This window comes from Variovorax sp. Varisp53 (assembly GCF_059491555.1).
Genome location: NZ_CP168512.1, coordinates 4968235 through 4990606, shown reverse-complemented (window position 1 = coordinate 4990606; position 22372 = coordinate 4968235). Strand labels below are relative to the sequence as shown.

15 protein-coding genes are annotated in these 22372 nt (G+C 65.5%); 9 read left to right on the top strand and 6 right to left on the bottom strand.

The window, feature by feature from the left end:
• The first annotated feature begins 498 nt into the window (after positions 1 to 498).
• From ACEOAB_RS23395 to ACEOAB_RS23365, 7 genes are all read left to right on the top strand, one after another.
• Positions 499 to 1311, top strand: a complete 813-nt coding sequence (locus ACEOAB_RS23395; RefSeq protein WP_413747787.1) for a sensor histidine kinase — start codon at positions 499 to 501, stop codon at positions 1309 to 1311.
• A gap of 162 nt (positions 1312 to 1473) precedes the next feature.
• Positions 1474 to 1821: a hypothetical protein gene (locus ACEOAB_RS23390; protein ID WP_413747786.1), complete on the top strand. Its 348-nt coding sequence runs from the start codon at positions 1474 to 1476 to the stop codon at positions 1819 to 1821.
• A gap of 100 nt (positions 1822 to 1921) precedes the next feature.
• The gene (locus tag ACEOAB_RS23385) at positions 1922 to 2743 is read left to right on the top strand and encodes an alpha/beta fold hydrolase (RefSeq protein ID WP_413747785.1); all 822 of its coding nucleotides are present in this window, start codon (positions 1922 to 1924) and stop codon (positions 2741 to 2743) included.
• A gap of 34 nt (positions 2744 to 2777) precedes the next feature.
• The gene (locus ACEOAB_RS23380) at positions 2778 to 3026 is read left to right on the top strand and encodes a hypothetical protein (protein WP_413747784.1); all 249 of its coding nucleotides are present in this window, start codon (positions 2778 to 2780) and stop codon (positions 3024 to 3026) included.
• A gap of 82 nt (positions 3027 to 3108) precedes the next feature.
• Positions 3109 to 3738, top strand: coding sequence for a LuxR C-terminal-related transcriptional regulator (locus ACEOAB_RS23375; RefSeq protein WP_413747783.1), 630 nt, complete (start codon positions 3109 to 3111; stop codon positions 3736 to 3738).
• Positions 3735 to 4355, top strand: a complete 621-nt coding sequence (locus ACEOAB_RS23370; RefSeq protein ID WP_413747782.1) for a LuxR C-terminal-related transcriptional regulator — start codon at positions 3735 to 3737, stop codon at positions 4353 to 4355. Before ACEOAB_RS23375 ends, ACEOAB_RS23370 begins: the two co-directional genes overlap by 4 nt.
• Positions 4348 to 7050 carry an ATP-binding protein gene (locus tag ACEOAB_RS23365; RefSeq protein WP_413747781.1) on the top strand — a complete coding sequence of 901 codons (2703 nt, stop codon included), beginning with the start codon at positions 4348 to 4350 and terminating at the stop codon, positions 7048 to 7050. Before ACEOAB_RS23370 ends, ACEOAB_RS23365 begins: the two co-directional genes overlap by 8 nt.
• Here the strand turns inward: ACEOAB_RS23365 and ACEOAB_RS23360 are convergent.
• From ACEOAB_RS23360 to ACEOAB_RS23335, 6 genes are all read right to left on the bottom strand, one after another.
• Positions 7041 to 9770 carry an ATP-binding protein gene (locus tag ACEOAB_RS23360; RefSeq protein WP_413747780.1) on the bottom strand — a complete coding sequence of 910 codons (2730 nt, stop codon included), beginning with the start codon at positions 9768 to 9770 and terminating at the stop codon, positions 7041 to 7043. The two genes, ACEOAB_RS23365 and ACEOAB_RS23360, sit on opposite strands and share 10 nt — an antisense overlap.
• A gap of 288 nt (positions 9771 to 10058) precedes the next feature.
• Entirely contained in the window at positions 10059 to 10415 is a 357-nt protein-coding gene (locus ACEOAB_RS23355; RefSeq protein WP_413747779.1) for a c-type cytochrome, read from the bottom strand.
• A gap of 10 nt (positions 10416 to 10425) precedes the next feature.
• Entirely contained in the window at positions 10426 to 12186 is a 1761-nt protein-coding gene (locus ACEOAB_RS23350) for a GMC family oxidoreductase (protein ID WP_413747778.1), read from the bottom strand.
• Between the two features lie 11 nt (positions 12187 to 12197).
• Positions 12198 to 12947 (bottom strand): gluconate 2-dehydrogenase subunit 3 family protein, encoded by a 750-nt coding sequence (locus ACEOAB_RS23345; protein ID WP_495653143.1) that lies wholly within the window; start codon positions 12945 to 12947, stop codon positions 12198 to 12200.
• Positions 12948 to 13144: 197 nt separating this feature from the next.
• Positions 13145 to 13624, bottom strand: coding sequence for a carboxymuconolactone decarboxylase family protein (locus tag ACEOAB_RS23340; RefSeq protein WP_413747776.1), 480 nt, complete (start codon positions 13622 to 13624; stop codon positions 13145 to 13147).
• Positions 13625 to 13753: 129 nt separating this feature from the next.
• On the bottom strand, positions 13754 to 14671 hold the full coding sequence (locus tag ACEOAB_RS23335; protein ID WP_413747775.1) for an MBL fold metallo-hydrolase: 918 nt from the start codon (positions 14669 to 14671) through the stop codon (positions 13754 to 13756).
• A gap of 750 nt (positions 14672 to 15421) precedes the next feature.
• Here ACEOAB_RS23335 and ACEOAB_RS23330 point away from each other — a divergent pair.
• A complete protein-coding gene (locus ACEOAB_RS23330; RefSeq protein ID WP_413747774.1) occupies positions 15422 to 15559 on the top strand; it encodes a hypothetical protein in 138 nt (45 codons plus the stop codon).
• Positions 15560 to 16204: 645 nt separating this feature from the next.
• Positions 16205 to 22252, top strand: a complete 6048-nt coding sequence (proA, locus tag ACEOAB_RS23325; protein ID WP_413747773.1) for an anti-phage protein ProA — start codon at positions 16205 to 16207, stop codon at positions 22250 to 22252.
• Positions 22253 to 22372: the final 120 nt, after the last annotated feature.

The window sequence follows — 22372 nt, the reverse complement described above, 5'->3', positions numbered from 1 at the left end:
GCGCTGCGGGCAGGCCCGCGCGACGTCGGACAACGACGATCCGCCAGCCCACGATGGGAAATGCCTCGAGCGCAGATTTTTTCATTCGACGATCCAGTCAAGAAGATGAAGGCCGCAGCTGTTCGGGCCGCACGATGCGGGGGAGGAACTGCCTGCCTGCGGGCCGGGGGACGCGCCCCTTCGAGATGCAAGACGGCCGGGCACGGGGTTTTGTGACAGGGATCGCGATTTGCGCCTTCCACGGGCAGCAATCGCCGCCGTCGGCGATGTCGAGCCATTGGATGCGACGAGGGGCCGTTCAGGAACCCCGCTCGCTTGAACGAAGAGTCCGAAGATTGCGAACGATGTGTCGCGGCCGACCCCTGGCGATTGGTGTTTGGCCGGCAACACGGTGCGCCACCGCAGCGGCCTTCTGCGAGGGTGCGCGGCTGCCTACGATCGGTTCCATCGCGAGAACCAGAGAACAACGTCGTTCGTCACCGAGGCCCCCTTTTCGCGATGAATCCGGGGCGGCCGCATCAAGAAGCACGGATCCTCGTGAACCTTTATCACACCGGGGGCGCGCAATCCGCCCTTCAGACCCCACGCGATTCCCGTGGCGCAACGAGCTTACGCTGCGCGACCCGGGACCGGGCGCTGGCCGTCATCTCGCACGAACTCAGGCAGCCCCTGAATGTCATCCAGATGAACGCTAGCCTGCTGCAGCGCCTGCCCGCATCTGCGGTGCCGGTGCAGCTGCAAGGCATCGCCCAGGCGATCCAGCGCGCCATCGAGAGCCAGTCGCGGCTTATCGACGACCTGCTCGATTTCTCGCGCCTGCGAACAGGCAAGCTGGCGCTGCGCCGCGCGGAGGTCGACTTCGGCGCGCTCGCGCTGGACCTTGTCGCCGCATTCGGTGCGCGCTGGCCTTCGGGGCGCTTGCGCGCGCAGATGCAGGCGGCCGATCCGTTGATCTGCCATGCGGACCCGGTGCGCTTGGAGCAGGTCGTCGGCAACCTGCTGGACAACGCGATGAAGTTCTCGCCCGCCGGCGCCGAGGTTCAGGTGCGCCTTTCCTCCGAGGATGGCTTCGCCCGGCTTGCCGTTGCGGACAAGGGCTGCGGCATTGCGCGCGAGTTCCTGCCGCATGTCTTCGGCCTGTTCAGCCAGGCCGGCACAGGGGAGGGCGGCTCGCGCGAAGGGCTGGGCATTGGGCTGGCACTGGTTCACGGCCTTGCGGTCGCCCACGGCGGTTTCGTGAAGGCGAGCTCCGCGGGGCGGGGATGCGGCGCCGAGTTCAACGTGTGGCTTCCTCTTCAACGACGCGCCTGACGGTGCGCCGCACATTGATGCCAGGCATGCAACACGGCAGTACCTGCCGCATGACTACCGCAACCGGGATGCCAAAACTAGCATTCGAGCCATGCCGCGATGTTCGCGAACCGGAGCCCAGCCGTCCTGAGGCCAGGGCCATGGCGCCCTCGAGGAGTCACCATGAAGCAGCGCATTCAATCCCTCGCGCAACCCGGCGCACCACGCCGTACGCGCAGGGCACGGGAGCAGGCCTGGCAGGCGGCCGCCGACGCCGCGCCACGCGGCGCGATGGATCGCGTCTGGACCGTGGGCTACATGACCGTCTCGCTGCTGGCCATCGCGGCGGCCTGCGTGGTCGCAGGCGGTGAGACGGCCCACGCGGAACTCCGATTTGCCACCGTGGCCATCCGTGCGACGCCGCCCGTGCAAGACATCTGCTCCGCGGGCGCCGCCCCGTATGCCAGCTTGTCTGCGCAGGCGTGCGCCAGCGCCTCTTCGCATGGGAACGGCGCCTCTGGCGCATGTTGAGTCGCCGAAGGCCAATTGCCTGTACCTGTCGCTCGCGATGCATCCCGAAGGGGATGCGAAATTTTCAAATCAGTCCATTCATTCACCAACGGAAATCAGCATGAAGAATCTCTCCCGCCTCGCACGCGCATTCACAGCCATCGGCATCCTGGCGCTGCACCTCTGGGCACCCGCAAGCGCGGCCACGTCGGACGCACGGCCGGCAAAGCCCACCGTCGTGCTGGTTCACGGTGCGTTCGCCGAATCGGCCAGCTGGAACGATGTGGCGCGCGACCTTCGTGCGCACAGCTTTCCCGTTGTTGCGGCCGCCAATCCGCTTCGCGGCGTGAAGTCCGACGCGGACTATGTGGCCGCCATCGTGGGTTCGATCCCCGGGCCGGTCGTGCTGGTCGGGCATTCGTATGGAGGTTCGGTGATTTCCGCTGCGGCGATCGGAAAGCCCAATGTCCAGGCGCTGGTCTTCGTTGCGGCGTTCGCCCCCGAAGTGGGCGAATCGGCGGCCGACCTGTCGGGCAAGTTTCCCGGCAGCACGCTCGGCCCCACGCTGGCCTCGCCAGTGCTCCTGCCGGGCGGCGCCAAGGACCTTTACATCCAGCAGGACAAGTTCGTCAATCAATTCGCCGCAGACGTGCCGCCGGCGCTGGCGCGGTTGATGGCCGTGTCGCAGCGCCCCATCACCGAGGGCGCGCTGGGCGAAGCAGCACCTGCCGCCGCCTGGAAAAATCTGCCCTCGTGGTTCATCTACGGCGACCGCGACAAGAACATTCCGCCTGCCGCGCTGGCGTTCATGGCCGAGCGTGCAAAGTCGATGAAAACGGTCGTGGTCAAGGGCGCTTCGCACGTGGTCATGATCTCGCGGCCGAAGCTGGTGGCCCGGCTGATCGCCGAAGCCGCCGATGCCGCCGCGACGGCAAAGCCCTGAGGCTGCGCCACTTGCGTCCTGAAGCCTCGCACCCATGAAGGTCTTGCTGCCTCCTCGCCACGCCTGGATGGAATGGCTCAAGCAGGTTGCCAGCGCCGCCGTTGTGGCGATGGCACTCGGCGCCGGCGCGGTGATCGCCGCTTCCGAGTCGCAGCAGCCCATGCCCGGCAACGCCATCGTCGTGCTCCTGGGCGCGGTCGGGAGTTGCCGAAGCGCGGTGAATGCGGAGACATCCGTCCCCCGCGAGGCGGCGGTGCAGCCCTTGGCGCATCTGGACCCTTAACAAGGCTTGACACGGTTTAACTGGCGACGGGTCCGCCGAATGCACAGACTTCCACCCATGACTCCCAGAAGGACTTGAGCCCATGACCGCGCCGACCCAGGCCAGGCCGATACACGTCGCGGTGGCGCACCGCGACCCGTACATGGCTGCCGGCATCGCATCGCTGCTGCGCTCCCGCGCCGACTTCGTCGTTCGATCCGGCCTCCCCGATGCCAATGGCGATGGCGACACCGTCGACGTGTTCGTCACGGACTACGCAACCGGCGTTCGCAAGGCGACGGATGTCCAGCCCGGCCGGAGTGGCTCCGCGTCCAAATCTGTCCTCGTGGTCACGGACCAGAGCACCGGATGGCAGATACGTCGGGCCATGGACGCGGGCGTGCGCGGCTACCTTCTGCACGACTGTTCGGCCGAGGAACTGTCGCACGCGGTGCGCTGCGTTGCAGAGGGCCGCAGGTACTTGTCCTGCCCGGTGGCCGACCAGTTGCTGGACAACTTTTCGGCCGCCGTGCCGACCGACCGCGAACTCGAAGTGCTCCAGCTCATGGCGGAGGGGCTGGCCAACAAGGAGATCGGTTGGCGCCTGAGCATCGGCGAAGGCACCGTCCAGACCCATGTGAAGACGATCCTGCGCAAGCTCCAGAAGCCGACGCGGATTGCCGCCATCGGCGAAGCCTTTCGCCGCGGACTGCTTCTGGAGGTATCGCCATGACCGGCTCCATCGATCTGTGCGTGCGTGTGTGTCATGGCGATCCGCTTGCCATGGCCGGTCTCGTCTCGCTCATCGGCCAGGAACCGGGTTTCCAGGTGCAGGCGGGGACCGAGCCCGGCGAGGGCATCGTGGACGTGGTCGTGGCTGACCACGCCTGCGCGCTGAGCCTGCTCGCTTCGGCTTCGGCACTGGATCAGCCGGGCGTGGCAGGCGGCTTTCGTGTGCCGCGCGTCATCGTCGTGACGCGGCGGGACAGGGAGGGGGAGGTCATGCAGGCGATCGCCGGCGGGGCGCACGGCTATGTCTGTCAGGAAGCGAATCCGGCCGAGCTGATGGATGCCATTCGCCACGTGGCTCGGGGAGGCTCTCTCTATCTCTGCCAGCGCATGAAGACGCTTTTCGGGCACGGCATGCCGCGCACGGGTCTCACTGCCCGGGAGGAGGACGTGCTGCGTTTGCTGGTGAGAGGCGATTGCAACAAGGGAATCGCCCGCAAGCTGGACATTTCGGCCTCGACCGTCAGGACGCGCGTCGCCAGGATCCGTGAGAAGCTGCATGTCGACTCGAGGGTGCAGGTGGCCGTGAAGGCAACGCAGCGCGGGCTGGTCCGTGTCTGAGGTTCGCCGGTGGCACTTCGGCGCCTTCGCGCTGTGGGAAGCGGGGCCCAGGCTCGAGCACGACGGGCAGCCGGTGCGGCTCGGATCGCGCGCCATGGGCCTGCTGGTCGCCCTCGTGGGTCGCGCCGGCGAAGTGATCAGCAAGGACGAACTGCTCGCGGCGGTCTGGCCGGACACGGTGGTCGAGGAGGCGAGCGTTCGCGTCCACATGTCGATCCTGCGCAAGGCCCTGGGTCCACCCGGCGCGCAGGACGGGTGCCTGGAGTGGATCGCCAACATCCCCCTGCGCGGCTATCGCTTCCTGGGGCGTGTGCACTGCGAGTTCGTGCCCTCGGCCGTCTCGGCGCAAGTGACACACGTGTCGCGGGATACGCCCACCGGGTTGCCCGCTCGCTTCTCCAGGCTCGTGGGGCGCGAAGTGGAAATCGAGCGCCTGCTCGGCATGCTCGCGGCGAACAGGCTGGTCACGGTCGCGGGGCCCGGCGGCGTGGGAAAGACCAGCGTTGCCATCTGCGTCGCCGCGCGCTATCGGGAACGGCTGCAAGCCCAGGTCGGTTTCGTCGATCTCGCACCCCTGACATCGCAGGATCACGTGCTGACGACGATGGCGCGCGCCGTCGGCGTGCGAGGCGGTGTGTCGGACATCGAAGAAGCCATCGTCCAGCGCCTCGAAGGCCAGGCGATGCTGCTGCTCGTGGACAACTGCGAACATGTCATCGAGCGGCTGTCGCCGCTGCTGGGCAGGTTCCTGGCGGCATTGCCCGGACTGCAGGTCCTTGCAACCAGTCGCGAGGTGCTTCGCGTGGGAGGCGAGCATGTCTTTCGCTTGATGCCCCTGGCGGTTCAGCAGGCCGCGCCTGGTTCCCTGGCGCATGCGTTGCTCTCGCCGGCGGTGCAACTGCTTGTCGAGAGAGCCGAGGCTGCGGGCGCCCGAGGATTCGACGACGCGAGCAGCGGCCCGCTGACCAGGATCTGCCAGCAGGTGGACGGCATCCCGCTGGCGATCGAGTTGGTGGCGGCCCGCCTGGGGGCCCAACCCGTGAGCGACCTCGCATTCAGGCTCGACGATCACATGCGCCTGCATTCGACGGCCAGGCGGGCCGCGCTGGCAAGACACCGCACGCTGGCTGCGACGCTGGACTGGAGCGTCGGCCTGCTTGGCGACGCCGAACTGCTGCTGTTTCGCAGGTTGTCGGTGTTTCGCGCTTACTTCGGCATCGCGGCGGCGCTGAGCGTGGCGGCCAGTGCGCTGGACCCAGACGTGGCGTCCGACGCGTTGCTGAACCTGGCCAGCAAGTCGCTCGTCGTGTACGACACCGATCAGGCCGCGGATTCGCCATATCGCCTGCTCGACACCACTCGCAGCTATGCGCATCTTCTGCTCGAGCAGGCGGGCGAGACAGACGCGGTATCTAAAAGCCATGCCCTTTTCATGCTGGACCTCATGGGCATTGCCAGCGCGGACCTCGCTGCGCTGGACGCCGATGCCTGGACGCAGCGCTACCGTGGCTGCCTCGACGACGTTCGTGCGGCTCTGGATGCCTGCATCGGCCACCACGACGACATGACGATCGCGGGCGCGCTCGCTGTCGCATCGGCGCCGCTCTGGTTCCGCTTGTCCGAGGTCAGCGAATACCGGGATCGCGTTCGCGCGGCGCTGGACCATGTCGATGCCCTGAAGGTGCCCGACCGCCTGATGGCCGGGCGCTTGGAGATCGCGCTCTACAACGCGTTGTGGCACACCGGCGGCACGGTTGCGGAGATGACACAGGCGTGCGAGCGGGCGCTGGCCTGCGCACTCGAATTCAAGGTGAAGACGCTCGAATTCCAGGCTCGGTGGGGCCTTTGCGCGCTGAACATCACGCGCGGCGCGTACACACCGGCGTTGCGGCATGCCGAGATCCTCCGCGAGTTCGCGAACCACTCGACCAACGCCGTGACGCGCAACCTGTCGCACCGGATGCTGGCGCTCGCCAGTCACTTCTGCGGCGCGTTCGCCGAAGCCAGGGCGCATGCCGAAGCAGCGGCGGACGTGGACGACGCGATCCGGCGCAACCATGCCAACGCGTTCCAGCCCGACGCGCGCACCACCGCGATGGCCATTCTTGCAAGGACGCTGTGGATCCAGGGCGAGAGCCGTCTTGCGATGGCGACTGCCATAAGGTGCATGGAGGAGGCCGAGGCGCTGGGGCATGCGCTGTCCCTGTGCGTTGCCCTTTTCTGGATCTGCCCCATGGCCCTGTGGGCTGGTGAACAACGAGCAGCCCGCGCCTGGATCGACACGATGCTGCAGCAGACCCAGTCCAAGGGCTTCGCCTACTGGCATGACTGGGCCCTTTGTTACGACGACGCCATGAAGCTCGACGAGGTCGATGACGCCGGCGCGCACATCGATGCCGTCGCGGCAAAGGTCCTGGCCATGGATGAGCCCCGCAGGGAAATGATGGTCACGTTTTGCGACCGGTGGATAGACGATGACCTGGTTGCCCGCGCAATGCGAGGCGAAGGGCAATGGAGTGCAGCCGAGGTTTGCCGCGCTGCCGGGCGGCGCAAGGAACTGCGAGGCAGCGACGCCGAAGCCGAGGCGCTTTATCTGCAGGCCCAAGCCCTTGCGCACTCGCAGGGCGCATTCGCCTGGGAACTGCGTGCTGCGGGTGCGCTGGAAGGATTGCGCGCCAGGACGAGTCAGCGATGAACCGTCTGCGCGCCTGGGCGGCGGGCCCGTGCCGCTGCGGCGCGCCGCTCCCAGGCGACGGCGCCTTGTCGCCTGGCGGTCTCGCTGGCCCGCTGGTAGAAGGCCTCTGCCTCATCGGCGGCAGCGTTTTGCTCCGCGCGCCAGCCGGCGGCACGCCAGACCTCGGCTGCGACCCAGGGGCTCTCTCCGCGCGAGACGCGCTCGATCATCTCGTCGTCGACCCAGTCGATGCAGAAGGTCGCGAGCATCTCCCTGTGGGGTGCGTCATAGGTCGCGAGCTGGCTGGCCACTTCGCGGACGTAGCGGCCCCTGTCCGGCGCGATGCTCAGCTGCAGGCCCTGCGAGAACCATTCGGCATAGCGCAGCCAGCCCACCAGTCCCTTGCGCTGTGCTTCGTCCGTCATCAATTGAATCCATCCGGCGGCAAGCTCGAGTTCGCCGGCCCACAGCGCGACCGGGCAGGCGCCGTACAGCGCGGAGCACAGCGAGACCGATTTTCCTGCGGCTTGCGCGCGGTCCACCGCGTCGCTCGCTTCTTCCAGGGCCTTGGCCGTCTCCCCTTGCACCCAGAGTGTTCGGCTCAGCATGGCTTTCGCCGCAACGATGGCGTTGACCCCCACCATGTTGGCCCGGGCATGACCGAGGCCGCCACCCACGCGCACGGCAGCTTCGCTGTGCACCCTCGCAACATCGAAGTGGCCGCAAAAGTGGTTGGCCATCGCCATCACCCGGTGAGCGAGGTTGAGCGCGGCGGGATCGGACCAGGATTGCGCGGCCGCCATCAGCGTCTGCGCCTGATCCAGGGCCACCGAATACTCGCCGCGGAACATGTCGTGCGTGCACCGCCCCCAGCGGGCTTGCAGTTCCAGCACGGGAATCTTGACGGCCAGCGCGCCGGCCAGGGCCTGGTCCGCGGCGGCACCCAACTCGGGTGTGGACCTGCCGGTGTGGAGCAGGGCGCTGACCAGGGCCGTGTTCAGCCAGGTCGCCGTTTCGGTGTCGCGCGTGGGTTGCCGATCGACCAGTTCCAGCGCCGCGACGATCCGATCGCGGTATTCCACCACCTGGGCCAGGTGAAACCACAGTGGCGCGGAAGCCGTCACCAGCGAGGCGGCCATCTTCGCGTCGGGCTGCTGCGTCAGGCAGACCTCGAGTGCAAAGCGCACGTCGTCCAGGCGGTGTGCGTGACGGTCGGTCCAGGCCTGCTCGGTCAGATCGGACAGCTCCGCCGCCGCTGCCTTCATGAGATCGCGCATGAGCACCGCATGGCGCCGCAGCAATGCCGGGCGTTCATCGCTCTGCGCGAGAAGCGCAGCGGCATAGCTTCGCGTCGTGTCCAGCAGCCGGTAGGGCGCAACAGCGTCGTTGCTGTCGAAGAAGACAAGCGACTTGTTGACCAGGGAAATCAGTGCGTCGAATGCCGCCTCGGTGTCCATGCCGCCCGCGCTCACGCCTAGCGCGGACTCCACATCGAACCGGCCGCGGAACACCGACAACCAGCGAAAGAGCCGCAGTTCCGTGTCGCTCAGCAGCGCAATGCTCCAGTCCAGCGCCGCGGCCAGCGTTCGGTGCCGTGCGAGCGCGGCACGGCTGAAGGCATAGAGGCGCATGTGGTCGTCCAGCCTGTGCGCCAGATCGACGATCGGCTGCACGCCCAGGCGCGCGGCCACCAGTTCGATCGCCAGGGGGATGCCGTCGACCTGCCTGGTTATCTGGGCCAGCAGGGGGCCATGCGATTCGTCGAACGCACCCGCACCCGCGGCCTTGGCTCGCTCGACGAGCAATTCCACGGACGGCCAGTGCAGCGCCTGCGTAAGCGAGACCTGCCCGGCGTCCGGGATCGCAAGCGCTGGCAACCGGAGGACATACTCGCCCGTCACGCGAAGCGCCTCGCGGCTGGTTGCCAGGATGCGCAGATCCGGCAGGACGGAAAGCAAGCCGGTGATCGGCAGCGCCAAGGAATCCACCACGTGCTCGCAGTTGTCGATCAGCAGCAGCACGGCGCGCCCCATCAGGCGTTGCGTGATGGCCCCGACGATCTCGGGCAGGTCGGCGGGCACCCCCACGGCGCGCGCCAATGTGCCGAGCACGTGATCCTGGGAAATCAGCGACGACAGATCGATGAAGGCGATCTCCGTGCCGTGCCTTTGCTGATGGTTCTCCGCCACGTGGATTGCAAGCCGGGTCTTGCCGATGCCGCCCGTGCCCACGATCGTGACCAGCCGGCGGGTTTCGAGCGATTCGAGAACGCTCGCCACATCGGCTTCGCGACCGACAAGTTCGGTCAGCCGAACCGGCAGCGGGGTGAAGCCGGGACTGTGCAGTGGTGCCACGAGCCGGGTCGGGATGCCGGTCGCCTCACGCCGGACACGCCCATTGAAGCGGTAGCCGCGCAGCGGAATATTGGAGATCCACTCCTTGCATTCGTCGGTCTCGCCCGGCTCCCCCAGCGCCTTGCGGAGCGTGGACATGTGGACACGCACGCTGGCCTCTTCGACCACGACGCCAGCCCAGACTGCCGCGAGCAGATCGTCCTTGCTCACGAATTCGCCGGCTCGCTTGATCAGTTGCAGCAGCAGATCGAAAGAGCGTGGCCCCAGCCGCACGGCCTCGCCGGCCCGCTCGAGTCGGCGCTGCGCTTCCCAGACAACGAAAGCGCCGAAATACCACCGGACTTCCGCCGATGCCAGGCCAGATGGCTCCTCGGGCTGCGCTTGCATGATCGGGTCTGTGAACGGCCGCCTCATGTCGCCGCGAGCCAGGCATAAGCGGCGCAAGGTGCTCGACTGGGAAGGCGGATCGGTTCGGCGGTTTCCATGGGCTGAGACTCAAGTATCTGTCTGATCGTAGCCCGGACTGCGCGACATCGGGCCAGGCCTTGTTGCCCATGGCTCGTCGCGCCATGTAGCCCGAAGCCACCGGTGAATGAGGGTGGCGATCAAAGGAGAAAAGTCGAAGCCCCGCGGGCGGCCGGGCGTGCAATGCATAGGCCGCCCGGCAGCTTCCCGCTATCGCAGCGTCTTCAGGTACCTGACGAGTTCCGCAACTTCGCCGGGATCTGGAACGCCCCCAAAAGGCATCCGGTTGCCCGGCACCGCCTGCTGTGGATCGCTGAGGAAGGCCGCCAGGGATTTGTCGTCCCAGGTGATCTGTGCGTTCTTCATGGCTCGGCTGTAGCCAAACCCCGGCGACGAGCCGGCCTTTCGGCCCACCACGCCGACGAGTGGCGGCCCGATGGCGCCCGCGCCTTGCGCCGCGTGGCATGCCGCGCAGGTGGTCCATGTCTTGGGCGGCTGCACGGCCGGTTGAGCCTGCGCCAGGTTCATGAAAGCTGCAGCGCAGGCTGCGAGAAGGAGTGTTCGCATTTCAGTCCCCTCAAAGCATGCGCGGCTGCTTTGCATAGCGCACCAGGTCGTCGCCCAGGCGCAGCGCCAGTGCCGCGAGCGGACCGGTCGGGTTGTATCCCGCGTTGTGCGCATAGACCGAGGCGCCGACCACGAAGAGGTTCTGCGCATCCCAGTGCTGAAGCCGCGGCGACACCACGCTCGTTGCGGGATCGGCCCCCATGATCGTTCCACCCGTGGTGTGCGTTGTCTGGTACTGGCGCGCATCGAAGTCGCCTCGCCGGGGTTGCGGGGTTCCGACCGTGGTGGCCCCCATGGCGCGCGCGATCCCGGCGGCCTTGTTCGTGACGTACTCGCTCATCCGGTGGTCGTTCTCGTGGAAATTGAAGGTCATGCGCAGCAGCGGCGAGCCGTAGGCGTCCCGGTACGTCGGATCGAGGTCGAGGTAGTTCTGGCTGTGCGGGTAGTTGCTGCCGTGCACCGCGACGTTGAAGGCGTGCGCGTACCAGTCGGCGTTCGCCTGCTTCCATGCCGACCCCCAGCGCGGCGTCCCGGCCGGATGGAGCCGGGCATTGATGGGGCGGCCGTTCGTCACGTTCGAGTAGATGTAGCCGCCGCCGAAGAAGCCGAGCCCGGCGTGGTCGAAGTTGTCGCCATTGAATTCGTCCACCACCATCTGCGAGGCGCCCGACGCCATGAACGGGTTGATGAAGCGATCCTTGAAGAACACCGGCACCGAGGACATCACCTGATAGCAGAAGTTCTTGCCGACCACGCCCTTGCCCGTCTTCGGGTCGTAGGGGCGCCCGATGCCGCTCGTGAGCAGCAGCTTGGTGTTGGTCATGGTGAAGCCGGACAGCACGACGACATCGGCCGGCTGCTCGTACGTTTGCGCGGTCTGCAGGTCGATGAACTGCACGGCCGTCACGCGCCTGGCGTGCTTGTCATAGACGAGGCCGGTGACCTGCGAGTGAAGACGAATCTCGAAATTGCGCTGCTTCTGCAGCAAGGGATACAGCAGCACCGCCGGGCTGGCCTTTGCATTGGCTTCGCAGATGAAGCGCTCGCAATGGCCGCAATACTGGCACGGCGCAAGGCTCGCGCCGTCCGGGTTGGTGTAGGCGCGCGGAGAGTTGGCCGCGGGCAGCGGGAACGGCTTGTAGCCAAGGCTTTGCGCGGCGGCCTTGAAGATCCGGCCCGACTCGAGGATCTCGAGCGGTGGCTGCGGAAAATCGCGTTTTCGGGGCGCCTCGAAAGGGTTGCCGCCCTCGATCAGTCGCCCGCCGACATTGCCGGCCCGCCCCGCGATGCCGAAAAGTTGTTCGAACAGGTCGTGGTACGGCTCCATCTCTGCGTAGCTGACGCCCCAGTCCTGCACCGTCATCTCGCGTGGAATCGCGGCCTTGCCGTAGCGGGATTCGAGGCGGGTGCGCAGAGCGGGGTCGTACTCGGCCCAGCGCCAGGTTTGCCCGTTCCAATGATTGGCCGCGCCGCCCATGCCTTCGCCAGGGAGGAACGCCTCCATGCGGCGCACGGGCAGCGCGCTCTCGCTGATTGCATGACGCAGCGTGTAGGTCTCGTTGGCCCAGTTCTGCACCAGGCCGTTGCGCACGCCCCAGCGCAATTCGTCGCGCTGGTTGGGCAGCGTGGCGGCCGCACTGCCGGCGAGATCGCCACCGCGCTCGAGCACCAGCACGTCGATGCCGGAGTTCATCATCTGCCGTGCCGCCAGGCCGGCGGTGAGGCCGCCGCCGACGAAGACGACGGAGCGCTTGGGGAGTTTTTGAGTCATGGGGAATGCCTTCAGCTGAAGTCCTCGATCGACTGCGGCTTGGCCGCGCCGGGGAAGGGCAGGCCGCGGTACTGGACCACGTTGCGCGCGTGAAAGGCGGGCAGGCCGGGGAAGCCGACGGCGCGCCAGAAGGACTTGTCGCGGTTGCCGCCGTACATCGGGTCGGCAAAGCAGGCCTGGACGAACAGCGGATAGAAAAAGTCGTTGAACCACGCACCGAGCGCATAGCGCTCGTCGTCCATCCCGCCGACAGCGACCTCCTGCAGCAGGGCATCGAGCCGGTCGTCTTCGAGCTGCTCGATGGCCTTGCCGGTACGTCGTTGAACCTCGCGGCGAAGCATTGCGAGGCCTGCCTTGAAGTGCTGCTCCGGCGTGAGGGGCGACTGGTAGCCGTGCTGCGGTTTGCCGGGGTGCCAGGGGCCCTGTCGGTAGAGCTGGTCACCGCGCCCCCAGGCACCGGCCAGCTGCCGATCGATGTACAGATGCAAGCCGCAGTCGACCCCGTTCGGCGTCATCGTGTCCGCCGGACACATCACGTTGACGACGGCCTCGACGCAGGCGGCTTCCTGCGGGCCTAGCGACAGGTAGCCCGAAGGGCGGACACTGTCGGCCGGGTGGGCTGCGACGCCCTGCGCCCGCTTCGGCGCAGGGGCGAGGCCACCCAGCAGTGCTGGCGCCGCGAGCGCCGCAGCACCGGAGGCGCCGCCGATCTGGCGCAGGAAGAGACGCCGCGCGGGCGGCTCTCGGTCATTCAGAAACATGGAGGTCTTTCTTGGAGTGGCAGAGTTCGTGCAGACGCATCGATCAGAAGGGCGCACTGAACGCGATGCGCGGTCACCGATGGCGAGGCGGGAGGCTGCGCTGACAGCGCCACGAACTGCGGCGCGAAGAACACCGCTGCGCACGAACACGGCAAGCAGGCACCGCCGGAGGCGGTGCCTGCGCCTGCTGCAGGAACTCAGGAGAGGTTCGCCTTGTCGAGGCCGAAGGCCTTGTCGGACGATCCGGGCACGGTCTGGAATGCGACGTTCACGCGGTTCCATGCATTGATGGCCATGACGCTGAAGGTCAGGTCCGAGAGCTCTTTCTCCGACAGCTGCGTGCGCACGCGCTCGTAGATGTCGTCGGGCACGCCGAGTTCAGGCAGCTTGGTCAGTGCTTCGGTCCAGGCCAGGGCCGCACGCTCACGCGGAACGAAAAGCGTCGATTCACGCCATGCGGCCAGGTGGTGGATGCGCAGTTCACGCTCGCCGTGGATCTTGGCCTCCTTGATGTGCATGTCGAGGCAGAACGCGCAGCCGTTGATCTGCGATGCGCGGATCGAGACGAGGTCCCGAGTCGTTTGCTCGATAGTGCCGCTGTCCACGAGCGTGCTGAACTCGATCAGCTTCTTGAAGAGCTCGGGCGATTGCTTGATGTAGTTGAGACGATGGGTCATGTGTGGCTCCGGCCTCAGAGCGGCTGAGGTACCCGTTCGCGAGGACCGCGGGGGAAAAAGAAAAAGCCTGGGCGTGACGATGCGGCGCAACGGGCCAGCGGCCTGCTGCTCGCGCGCCGCGGACTGCGTTCAGTAGTCCCAGATGATCGGAACCCAGCGAAAGATGTCACCGTCGATTGCTACCCGGCCGATGGATGGGAAGGGCAGGTGAGCTGCCACCAGCAGTCCGCGGGTTTGCGCCAGTTCGCGGAAGAGGCCGATGCGAACGCGAGCCGCTTTCTCGGGGTCGTGTTCGAAGCCGTTTTGCCAGTCGGGATGGTCGAACGCGACCGGGAACATCGCGTCGCCGGCGAACATCAGGCGCTCGCCGCCCGACACCAGGTCGACCACGCTGTGTCCCGGGGTGTGGCCGCCGGTACGGCGGACCACCACACCCGGTGCCACCTCGCGCCGCTCCTCGAAGGTCTGCAGCCGGTCGCGGTATTCGTTGTAGAAGCTCGTGGCCGTCGAGCGGAGCACCTCCGGCACCGGATTCGGCATCACTGTCTGGGAGAAATCGGGCGAGATCCAGAAATCGACTTCGGCCTTGGCCACGTGGATGCGCACGTCCGGGCGCAGGCGTTCCTTGATGCCGGGAACGAGCAGCCCGCCCACGTGGTCCATGTGCATATGGGTGACGATCACGTCGGTGACGGACTCGAGCTCGATGCCGGCCGCGGCCAGACGCTGAGGGAACTGCCCGGCGCGCGGAAAGCCCGGGAACTGGCCACCCAGACCCGCGTCGATGAGGATGGTCTGCTTGCCGCTGCGGGCCACCATCACGTTCAGCGGCCAGTCGTACTTGTCGGGCGGCATGAACATCTGGTCCAGCCAACTCGCCAGGTCCGCCGGGTCGACGTTGGTGGCCATCGTCGAGGTCGGCAGCGGCAGCACGCCGTCGCTGACCACCAGCGCGTCGATATCGCCGATGCGTAGGGCGTAACGGGAAGGCACCAGATCTTTGGGCTTCTCGCTCGTGGGTTGCAAGGTGTCATCTGTGGGGGACATGGCGGGATCTCCAAAAGGGCGGCCCGATTGCGCGGGCCTGGCCTGCCAGGCGACTGGCAGCAAGTTGCCGTTCAACTCCCAAGGGTTGTCAGGCACGGATCACGGCAGAAGGCCGCGTGCTGTTCATCGTAGATAGCGAGGGAGGTGAGCGGTAGGCTCGAAAACGGACGCACAGTGGTGCCTGATACGCACCAAAACACCTGGATCGTCGATGGTGGGGTGACAGTCTTGTGTTAACCGGTGCAAGGCGAGACGGCGAGGGCCTGAGCAATGACCGAAGGCAAGGGGGCGCCGCCAGCACAAACACCTTTGAAACTCTCGCAGTACCTGGGTGTCTCTGGATGTCCGAACGGGAGAGGCCGCATCGCGGACAAGTCACAGCACGTGGTGCGACGGCTTTCAATTTCCTTCTCGGTCGGGAACTGCCAGCGACGCTGCGTGCTGCCGCCTGGCGAGAAGGTGATGGTCCTGAGCATTGGGGGCTGCTGGTCAGCCGCACAGGCATCGTCATCGGGCATCAGCGTGTGTTGACCTGGTTCTCGGGGCGATTCGCATGGCCATGTCGAACCCGTCCAGCGTTTGGAGGGCGGCGGCCATATGACCGCCCGCGACAGTTCTCAACTAGTCTTCGATCAACCCAAGGAAATTCTTTGAGCGCTGACTTGCGGTCGGCATGAAGTACGTCAAAGTGAACAAGCCGCGGATCAAGGGGGTCGGTGCCATCCTCACCTGTCAGCTCTCGGCTTGGCCATGGCGAAAAACCAGCCAGTCGTGAGCGAGGCGGTGAAGGACATGCGAGCCAATGGCACCATCGATCGGCTGTCAAACCGCTGGCTGGGCGGGAGCTACCAGATGGCTGCCGAAATCGCGAACGCGGAAAAGCCATGAAAGCCGCTCGACGGAGCTTCGCGGTGGCAACGCTCACCTGGGTCGTACTCGCTCATCGGTAGCGCATACGAAGCGGGAAAGTACTGTCCGGTATCTGGGAATCGAGTAGGCGACGCGCTGAAATTTCAGAGTAGCCAGGGCTATAGCACTGAGTCCGGCAGCCGTACTCTCGGACCTGGTCGTCGGATATCGGCCTCAATGCAGACATCGGTGACTTGGAGTCCGACGACGGCAATCGCTGCAAGATGGATACGCACTGCTTAGTCACTCGATCCTCAGCGTTGAATCGGCGAGCGAAGTTGCGAATGATTAGGGGGGCCGGTGAGTTGAGTTCCCCATAAGCCACATTTTCGATAGCTGACTGGGCGGGCTTTCATTGCTGGGGTGCAATCGCGTCAGCTTCGTAAACGCCCACTTATCGTCAGTCGAGTGCGAGCGGCGTACGCAAACTGCGTGCGACTCACTTTCCCTATTGGCTCGCCGGATGGCGAGCTCAGGACCCGGCGCTACCGATCTCGCTCGATCGACGCGCAGTCGACTGGGTGCGCAGTAGATCTTCTTGGAAAAAGTAGGCGGCAACCCGGACGTGTGCGCCAAGACTCGTTGCACCGGCGCAAAATGGCTTTTCCTCTGGAGGAGTGAAAGTTGGACGTCCTAAAAAACGATGAAGCCTTGCCGATTGGTTCCAAAGAGAGCACAGAGCCAAGCGTTCCACTTGAAGTGGTCCTCATTGACATCGAAGCGGATGGGACGCTGGGGTATGCCTCGATTCAGAACGCCGTGCCGGTCATCCGGTCCTTGCGACTGACCAACAACGGGCCTGTGGCTCTCGAAAGCCTCGAGGTACTGTTGAGCTGCAATCCGCGATTCGCCGAAGGGGCCAGGCTGCGGTTCGACCGCTTGGCACCCAGCGAGTCGCGCCGAATCTCGCCCATCGACCTGCGCCCGGACCACTCCTTCCTGGCCGACCTTCAGGAAGCCGCCCGGGCAACGATTGCGGTGGCGGTCACGGCGGGAAGTACGGAACTGGCGCGCAAGACACAGGCGGTCGAGGTCCTCGCCTACGACCAGTGGGCCGGCACCCGGGCGCTGCCGGAACTGCTCGCAGCCTTCTGCATGCCGAACAATCCGGCCATCGATGTACTGATTCACAAAGCATCTGGGCTCCTGAGGTCCGCTCACAGCGAGCTGTCGATGAATGGCTACCAGTCCAAGAATCGGGACGTCGTCTGGAAGCAGATATCCGCCGTTTACAGCACCATCGCGGCCGCCGGGCTGCACTACTCGGAGCCGCCTGCATCGTTCGGAACCGATGGCCAGAAGATTCGCACGCCGGACCGCATCCTTGACGCCGGGGTCGCCACGTGCCTCGACCTGGCGATGCTGTTCGCGTCCTGCTTTGAGCAGGCCGGCCTGCGGCCGGTGGTCCTGTTCAAGGAGGGCCATGCCTGGGTGGGCGTGTGGCTCCACCAGGCGAGCTTTCCGGACCCCCTGACCGATGACGTGCAGGCCGTGCGCAAGCGCGTCGACAGCGGGGAGCTCCTGGTCTTCGAGACCACGGGCATTGCACTGCACCACAGCCATCATCCCACCTTGCGAATCGCGATGGAGCAGGGCAACGGCCATCTGCTTGACGAGGAGTCTTTCCGGTACGCGGTGGACATTCACCGTGCGCGCGAAGTCCAAATCAAGCCTCTGCCATCCAGGGCGGCGCACGTCCGGCGAGCAGAAACCGTAGAGGACGAACCGCCGGTTGCTATCGAGCCGACCCCGCGGCTGCCAGACCTGGACGTGGCCGCGCTCACCCCACTGGACCTTCCCTATGACGACACGCCAGAGGGACGCCTGTCAAAGTGGAAATCCCGTCTCCTGGACTTGACGCTGCGCAACAAGCTCCTGAACTTCAAAGCCACGAGGACGACGCTGAAGCTGATTGCCCCGGACCTGGCGCGCCTTGAAGACGTGTTGTCTGATGGCAAGGACTTCAAGGTCCGGCCGCTGCCCGCCATCATGGAGGGTGCCGACCCGCGCATGGCCCAGGTCCACGCCGGCCGCAGCGGCAGCTCTCCGCTGGATGACATGGCGCTCGACGCATTGGCGAACAGAGATTTGCTTGCCGAAGTGAAAGCGGACGAACTGGATGGACGCCTGCTGGCCATCCATACCGCCGCGCGCACGGGCTTGGAGGAAGGCGGCGCCAACACGCTGTACCTGGCCATCGGCCTGTTGCGGTGGACGGAGGATGAGAAGTCGGAGCGCCGGAACCTCGCTCCGATTCTTCTGGTCCCTGTCACGCTCCAACGCCAGTCCGTGCGTTCCGGCTTCAGGCTGGCGAGGCACGACGATGAGGCCATCGTCAATCCGACGCTCCTGCAGTTCCTCAAGGCGAACTTTGAACTTCGTGTTCCCGGGCTGGAGGTCATGCCCAATGACGAGAAGGGCATCGACGTGGCCCGCGTGCTGCAGGCCTTTCGCCTGGCCGTCGCTGAAATCAAGCACTGGGAAGTCCGCGAGGAGGCCCACCTGGGCCTTTTCTCCTTCACGAAGTACCTGATGTGGAAGGACCTGCAGGACCGCACCGAGCAGCTCAAGGCCAATCGTGTGGTGAAGCACCTCATCGACAACCCAGGTCAGGCTTTTGAACGGGATGGCGAGGTCGGGGAATTCGAGCAGTTGGACCAGAGCCACAGACCTCAAGACATCCTTGCGCCGCTTCTGTCCGACTCGTCGCAGCTGAAAGCCATCTGCTCCGTCGACACGGGTCGCGACCTGGTGCTCGAGGGGCCGCCGGGCACCGGTAAGAGCCAAACCATCACCAACCTCATTGCCCACACGCTTGGGCGCGGAAAAACTGTTCTTTTCGTGTCCGAGAAGATGGCGGCGCTCTCGGTCGTGCATCGGCGGCTCGAAGCCATCGGGCTGGGGCCATTCTGCCTGGAGCTTCATTCATCGAAATCGAAGAAATCGGAAGTCTTGCAGCAGTTGGGCAGCGCGCTGGACATGGCCGGCCAGCGCACGGCTGACGACTGGTCGCGGGAGGCGGAGCGCCTCGCGCAGCTGCGCCAGGAACTGAATGGTCTCGTCGGCTCGTTGCATCAGGCCTACCCCAACGGTCTCACGGTCTTCGATGCCATCGGCACCTGCATCGGCAAGAGCGCCAAAGAGCCGTCCTCGATGCCGTGGGCCGATGCCATGACGCACACGCGCGACGAGCTCGACAAGCTCAGGGAAACCTCGCGCAGCATGGCCACGCTGGCGGGCTCCATCGGTGGATTGCATGGTCACCCGCTCAGCCTCATTGGCATGACGCAATGGAGTAACACCTGGGGGGACAACCTTCTTGTCGTTTGCCAGGACCTGGCCCGCGTGACCACGGTACTCCATGCCAAGGCACAAACACTCGAGGCACTCCTTGGGCTGAGCCTGGCGGGGTCGAGCATGGACACCCTTGGGAACATGGACACGCTTGCCGACATATTGCTTGCGGCACCCAAGGTGCCCGTTGCGGTTGCGCGGCAAGCCCACGAACCCGCGACACATGCACGCCTCCAGGCGCTGGTGAAGCACGGCACCGCGCGGGCCGCCCACTGGGAAAGCGCCGGGTCCGGATGGACGCCGCAGCTGGCGAAGCTTAATGGCGCCGAACTCCTTTCAAACTGGTCACAGGCGAACGCATCCTGGTGGCTGAAGGCGATACTGGGCAAACGTGCCATCACGGCGAAGCTGGCCGCCTTCCGCGAAGACAAGAAGCGCCCCACGGCGGCCCAGGTCGACGCGATGCTCCAGCCCTTGATGGAGCTGAACGAGGAAGACCAAGTGCTGCGGTCAATGCACGCCGATGCACAGGCCTTGCTCGATGACGCCTACGACGGCCTGAAAACCGATTGGAGCGCGGTGGCGGCTCACGATGATTGGGCAAAGCAGTTCACGCAGGCGGTGGCGCGAGTCACTGAAGGCGACGATGCGCGCGCACAGGCCCTGCGAAGTGCCTTGCAGCCGCTGGTCGCGGAGAACCGCGTCGCGCTTGAGGCCAACGGCAAGGTTGGACAGGCGCTCCTCGAGTTCCGCGGCGCTCTGCGCGACATGCGCCAGAAACTCGACGCGGTGAACGACGCTGCGAAGCCGATTGCGCCGATGGCTGGACCGGGCCACGCCGATGGGGCTTTGGATCGCATCCAAGGCGTCATCGCCGGCTGGCAGTCGTCCAAGCAGCGTTTGCAAGCATGGTGCCTGTGGCGGAATGTGCGTGACCACGCCATTGCGCAAGGGCTCCAAGGCCTCGTGTCGGACCTTGAGCGCGGCGTCATCGGCTTGAGCGAGGTCGACGAGCACTTCGAGTTCAGCTACCGCAATTGGTGGGCGAAGAAGGCCATCGATGCGGACCCCATCCTTCGCAACTTTGCGAGCGCCGAGCATGAACGCAAGATTCGGGAGTTCCGGGCCGCCGATGCGAGCTTCCAGAAGCTCACGGAACGCTACCTTGCTGCCACCCTGGCGGGGAGAGTCCCTTCCGCAGCGGGCGTCGCGGCAAAGGCAAACCCGGAAATGGGGCGTCTCCTGCGCGAGCGCCAGAAGCAGCGCGCGCACATGCCTGTGCGCCAGCTGGTTCAGGCTATGCCCACCCTCCTTCCCAAGCTCAAGCCATGCCTGCTGATGTCACCGCTTTCGGTATCGCAGTACCTCGACGCTGGCTTCTCGCAGTTCGACCTGGTCATCTTTGACGAAGCATCTCAGATTCCGGTGTGGGATGCGGTGGGCGTGATTGCACGCGGCAAGCAGGTGGTGGTCGTTGGCGACCCCAAGCAGCTGCCTCCCACCAACTTCTTCAATAAGTCCTCCGACAGCGAAGAGGGCAGCTCTGGCGACGAAGAACGGGTCGAGGACCTCGAGAGCATCCTGGACGAGTGCCTTGGGGCGGGTATGAACAAGCTCAGCCTCAAGTGGCACTACCGCAGCCGCCACGAAAGCCTCATCACGTTCAGCAACCATCGCTACTACGACGATTCGCTGGTGACCTTCCCGTCTCCGGTGACCGACGACCTGGCCGTCAAGTTCCAGCGCGTCGCAGGTGTCTACGACCGCGGGGGCAGCAGGACGAACCGCGCAGAGGCGGAAGCCATCGTGGCGGGCATTGAAGAGCACTTTCTGAATCCAAAGAAGCGTGACCTGACCCTCGGTGTTGTCACGTTCAACCAGACGCAGCAGTCGCTCATCGACACGTTGCTGGATGCCCGGCGCCGCGCGAATTCGGACCTGGACCGCGCCATTGCGGCGCAGACGCGCGAGAAACTGTTCGTCAAGAACCTCGAGAACGTTCAGGGCGACGAGCGCGACGTCATCTTCTTCTCCATTACCTACGGGCCCGACGCCGCAGGCAAGACGACCATGAACTTCGGGCCACTGAATGGCGAAGGGGGTCACCGTCGCCTGAATGTCGCCATCTCTCGAGCGCGTGAAGCGGTGGTCATCTACAGCACGCTGATGCCAGAGCAAATCGACCTCGCAAGGGTGCGCGCCGCCGGCGTGCGCGACCTGAAGCACTATCTCGAGTTCGCCATCCGCGGTGCGCGGGCGCTGGTCGAGCAGAGCTCCCCGACCGGCTTGGAGCCCGAGAGTCCATTCGAACTTGCGGTCATCAAGGTCCTGCGCGACCTGGGGTGGACGGTGCATCCTCAGGTGGGCTGCTCGGGCTACCGCATCGACCTCGCCGTCGTGGACCCGCGTGCCCCGGGCCGCTACCTGGTCGGAATCGAGTGCGATGGCCGCGCATACCATTCTGGAGCCACGGCGCGTGACCGCGACCGCTTGCGCCAGCTGGTCCTTGAGGGCCTTGGCTGGAAAATTCACCGCATCTGGTCCACGGACTGGTGGGTCAATCCCGAGGGCGAGGTTCAGAAGCTATCGGCATTGCTTCAGTCGCTGGTGGAAGAAGTAGGGGACGATGACGACGCGGGGGGCGCGCCGAACGAATACTCGCCAACGCCGGAGGCGTCGCTCGACACAGAGGTTGCCGACGCTAGCCCTGAAGCACGGGGCGCAACAGAAGTGCCCGAGACGATTCGAGCAGCAGCTCAGGTGGTCCCCGATGGGTCGCAAGGAAGCGGCTTGCCTGTCTACGCACCGGCTATTGTCGAACCCGGCAACCCGCTTGCTTTTTATGAGTCCCATTCGAACAGCCGACTTGCGGACCAGCTTCAGCTCATTGTGGAAACCGAGGGCCCGATTCCCGAGTCGACCCTGCTCAAGCGGGTCGCGAGGGCGTGGGGCCTTGAACGCACGGGCGCCAAGATTGTCGAGCGTCTCAGGTCCCTGGTCCCGGCCAGTTTGCCGCGGACGGAAGAAGTCCATGAGACCTTCTATTGGCCAGCCGACGCCGAACCGAAGACCTGGAACGGTTTCCGCATCGCCGACGTGACCGAAGGGTCCAAACGGCACGTTACCGAAGTCTGCATCGAGGAGGTAGCAGCCCTGGTATTGCATGTGGTTCGCGAAGCGGGGTGGCCTTCTCGACCCGATACCGCGAGGGCGGTGTGCCGCCTGATAGGCATGGCCCGTATGCCCGCTGAAGCTGAACGCCGTGTCATGGAGGCTGTCGACGCGCTCGTAGCGACGAAGTGCCTGACCGACAGTGGAGCCCTTCGCATTTACGAGGATGACCCGTATCGCTTTGGGGTGCCATTCAGTGGTCGGTAGGTCGCGCACCGTTGAGGCTCGAGCGGCCACTGTCCCTTTTCGGGTTCGCGACTTTCGCGCCGGCGAAGTCGTTGCCCAGCTCGGCCCGTTCGAGCCATCGGCATAACGCCAACATTTGAT

Bases quoted from the DNA above. Each gene is read 5' to 3' on its own strand.
- ACEOAB_RS23395 (WP_413747787.1), top strand. From the start codon at position 499: ATGAATCCGGGGCGGCCGCATCAAGAAGCACGGATCCTCGTGAACCTT.
- ACEOAB_RS23390 (WP_413747786.1), top strand. From the start codon at position 1,474: ATGAAGCAGCGCATTCAATCCCTCGCGCAACCCGGCGCACCACGCCGT.
- ACEOAB_RS23385 (WP_413747785.1), top strand. From the start codon at position 1,922: ATGAAGAATCTCTCCCGCCTCGCACGCGCATTCACAGCCATCGGCATC.
- ACEOAB_RS23380 (WP_413747784.1), top strand. From the start codon at position 2,778: ATGAAGGTCTTGCTGCCTCCTCGCCACGCCTGGATGGAATGGCTCAAG.
- ACEOAB_RS23375 (WP_413747783.1), top strand. From the start codon at position 3,109: ATGACCGCGCCGACCCAGGCCAGGCCGATACACGTCGCGGTGGCGCAC.
- ACEOAB_RS23370 (WP_413747782.1), top strand. From the start codon at position 3,735: ATGACCGGCTCCATCGATCTGTGCGTGCGTGTGTGTCATGGCGATCCG.
- ACEOAB_RS23360 (WP_413747780.1), bottom strand. From the start codon at position 9,770: ATGCAAGCGCAGCCCGAGGAGCCATCTGGCCTGGCATCGGCGGAAGTC.
- ACEOAB_RS23355 (WP_413747779.1), bottom strand. From the start codon at position 10,415: ATGCGAACACTCCTTCTCGCAGCCTGCGCTGCAGCTTTCATGAACCTG.
- ACEOAB_RS23350 (WP_413747778.1), bottom strand. From the start codon at position 12,186: ATGACTCAAAAACTCCCCAAGCGCTCCGTCGTCTTCGTCGGCGGCGGC.
- ACEOAB_RS23345 (WP_495653143.1), bottom strand. From the start codon at position 12,947: ATGTTTCTGAATGACCGAGAGCCGCCCGCGCGGCGTCTCTTCCTGCGC.
- ACEOAB_RS23340 (WP_413747776.1), bottom strand. From the start codon at position 13,624: ATGACCCATCGTCTCAACTACATCAAGCAATCGCCCGAGCTCTTCAAG.
- ACEOAB_RS23335 (WP_413747775.1), bottom strand. From the start codon at position 14,671: ATGTCCCCCACAGATGACACCTTGCAACCCACGAGCGAGAAGCCCAAA.
- ACEOAB_RS23330 (WP_413747774.1), top strand. From the start codon at position 15,422: ATGGCGAAAAACCAGCCAGTCGTGAGCGAGGCGGTGAAGGACATGCGA.